This is a genomic window from Ruegeria arenilitoris, assembly GCF_013032445.1.
Classification (GTDB): domain Bacteria; phylum Pseudomonadota; class Alphaproteobacteria; order Rhodobacterales; family Rhodobacteraceae; genus Ruegeria; species Ruegeria arenilitoris_F.
Window position 1 is genome coordinate 2,501 of sequence record NZ_WQCA01000063.1, and the last position, 3,277, is coordinate 5,777.

Annotated in this window: 2 rRNA genes; both read left to right on the forward strand. The window is 53.2% G+C overall.

Features of this window, described 5'->3' with window-relative positions:
* Positions 1 to 120 precede the first annotated feature (120 nt).
* Positions 121 to 2,963, forward strand: a 23S ribosomal RNA gene (locus tag GOW98_RS25195).
* Positions 2,964 to 3,158: 195 nt separating this feature from the next.
* Positions 3,159 to 3,273, forward strand: a 5S ribosomal RNA gene (gene rrf / locus GOW98_RS25200).
* Positions 3,274 to 3,277 lie beyond the last annotated feature (4 nt).

Sequence of the window (3,277 nt, forward strand, 5' to 3'; positions counted from 1 at the left end):
GGCAGCATGGGTTCCAGGATGGAAGGCGGGAAAGTATGCTTTTGGTTCAGAAACAGAGGCGGCCTTTAGTTACCAGCTGGGTCTGCCGTGAAGGACGTCTGTCTTTCTCTTTCTGGATCAAATCAAGCGCGAGAAGGGCGTTTGGTGAATGCCTTGGCAGCAAGAGGCGATGAAAGACGTGATACTCTGCGATAAGCCATGGGGAGCTGAGAATAAGCTTTGATCCATGGATTTCTGAATGGGGCAACCCACCTGAAAGCTTCATATTGTTATCTCTGATACTCAATATGGGGTTTAAACAGGTACTTAAGACCTGAATACATAGGGTTTTAAGAGCAAACCCGGGGAACTGAAACATCTAAGTACCCGGAGGAAAGGAAATCAATTGATACTCCCCTAGTAGCGGCGAGCGAACGGGGACCAGCCGAGCCAGATAAGTGACTAGAACATGTTGGGAAGCATGGCCATAGCGGGTGACAGCCCCGTATAGGAAGCTTTGATGGACGTATTAAGTAGGGCGGAACACGTGAAATTCTGTCTGAAGATCGGAGGACCACCTTCGAAGGCTAAGTACTCCTTGCTGACCGATAGCGAACCAGTACCGTGAGGGAAAGGTGAAAAGCACCCCGACGAGGGGAGTGAAACAGTACCTGAAACCGAACGCCTACAATCAGTCGGAGGCTCCTTGCGAGCTGACGGCGTACCTTTTGTATAATGGGTCATCGACTTGGTCTCACGAGCAAGCTTAAGCCGTTAGGTGTAGGCGTAGCGAAAGCGAGTCTTAATAGGGCGCATGAGTTCGTGGGATCAGACCCGAAACCGAGTGATCTAGGCATGGCCAGGTTGAAGGTAAGGTAACACTTACTGGAGGACCGAACCCACATCCGTTGAAAAGGATCGGGATGAGCTGTGCCTAGGGGTGAAAGGCCAATCAAACTCGGAGATAGCTGGTTCTCTGCGAAATCTATTTAGGTAGAGCGTCATCCGAATACCCCGGGGGGTAGAGCACTGGATGGGTAATGGGGCCCCACAGGCTTACTGATCCTAACCAAACTCCGAATACCCGGGAGTACTAGATGGCAGACACACTGCGGATGCTAACGTCCGTAGTGGAGAGGGAAACAACCCTGACCTACAGCTAAGGCCCCCAATTCATGGCTAAGTGGGAAAGCAGGTGGGACGACCAAAACAACCAGGAGGTTGGCTTAGAAGCAGCCATCCTTTAAAGATAGCGTAACAGCTCACTGGTCTAAATAAGTTGTCCTGCGGCGAAGATGTAACGGGGCTCAAGCCATGAGCCGAAGCTTAGGATGCCGTAAGGCATGGTAGCAGAGCGTAGTGTGACATAGAACTCATCCGTATTTGCATCTGTGTTGTGTAAGCAGCGGGATGTAATGACGGATCGAGTTCTTTCGATGAAGCCGGCCTGTGAGGGATCCGGTGGAGAGATCACTAGTGAGAATGATGACATGAGTAGCGACAAAGAGTGTGAGAGACACTCTCGCCGAAAGTCCAAGGGTTCCTGCTTAAAGCTAATCTGAGCAGGGTAAGCCGGCCCCTAAGCCGAGGCCGAAAGGCGTAGGCGATGGGAACTAGGTTAATATTCCTAGGCCAGGAGGATGTGACGGATTGCAGGTGTAGTTCAACCTTATCGGATTGGTTGGGCTGCTGAGCAGTTCCTGGAAATAGCCCTCCATCAGACCGTACCCTAAACCGACACAGGTGGACTGGTAGAGCATACCAAGGCGCTTGAGAGAACGATGTTGAAGGAACTCGGCAAAATACCTCCGTAAGTTCGCGAGAAGGAGGCCCGGTTCCTAGGCAACTAGGGGCTGGGGGCACAAACCAGGGGGTGGCGACTGTTTATTAAAAACACAGGGCTCTGCGAAGTCGCAAGACGACGTATAGGGTCTGACGCCTGCCCGGTGCCTGAAGGTTAAAAGGAGAGGTGAGAGCCTTGAATTGAAGCCCAGGTAAACGGCGGCCGTAACTATAACGGTCCTAAGGTAGCGAAATTCCTTGTCGGGTAAGTTCCGACCTGCACGAATGGCGTAACGACTTCCCCGCTGTCTCCAACATCGACTCAGCGAAATTGAATTGCCTGTCAAGATGCAGGCTTCCCGCGGTTAGACGGAAAGACCCCGTGCACCTTTACTACAGCTTCGCACTGGCATCAGGATTGTGATGTGCAGGATAGGTGGTAGGCTTTGAAGCGGAAACGCAAGTATCCGTGGAGCCTCCCTTGAGATACCACCCTTCGCACTCTTGATGTCTAACCGCGGTCCGTTATCCGGATCCGGGACCCTGCGTGGCGGGTAGTTTGACTGGGGCGGTCGCCTCCTAAAGCGTAACGGAGGCGCGCGAAGGTTGGCTCAGAGCGGTCGGAAATCGCTCGTTGAGTGCAATGGCAGAAGCCAGCCTGACTGCAAGACTGACAAGTCGAGCAGAGTCGAAAGACGGCCATAGTGATCCGGTGGTCCCGAGTGGAAGGGCCATCGCTCAACGGATAAAAGGTACGCCGGGGATAACAGGCTGATACTGCCCAAGAGTCCATATCGACGGCAGTGTTTGGCACCTCGATGTCGGCTCATCTCATCCTGGGGCTGGAGCAGGTCCCAAGGGTACGGCTGTTCGCCGTTTAAAGAGGTACGTGAGCTGGGTTTAGAACGTCGTGAGACAGTTCGGTCCCTATCTGCCGTGGGTGTAGGAGACTTGAGAGGAGTTGCCCCTAGTACGAGAGGACCGGGGTGAACGATCCACTGGTGGACCAGTTGTCGTGCCAACGGCAGTGCTGGGTAGCTATGATCGGACAGGATAACCGCTGAAGGCATCTAAGCGGGAAGCCCCCCTCAAAACAAGGTCTCCCTGAGGGCCGTGGAAGACCACCACGTCAATAGGCCGGAGATGTAAGCGCAGTAATGCGTTCAGTTGACCGGTACTAATCGCCCGATAGGCTTGATTTGATCCAGTAATGGAAAGACAAAATCAAAAGCATACACTGACCTTGAGTTGGACAATTACGTCGCTTTTGCTACGCAAACAGCGACGGTGTTGATTGAAACAAAACCGTGCAGGAACGCGCATTCGCAAGCGAATACGCTGCCTCCTGCACGCCGCTTTTTTGCTCCGCAAAACAGCGACGTGGGGATTTTCCTCGGTTTGGTGGTCATAGCGCAAGTGAAACACCCGGTCCCATCCCGAACCCGGAAGTTAAGCACTGCCGCGCCAATGGTACTTGGGCTTAAGCCCCGGGAGAGTAGGTCACCGCCAAACCTAG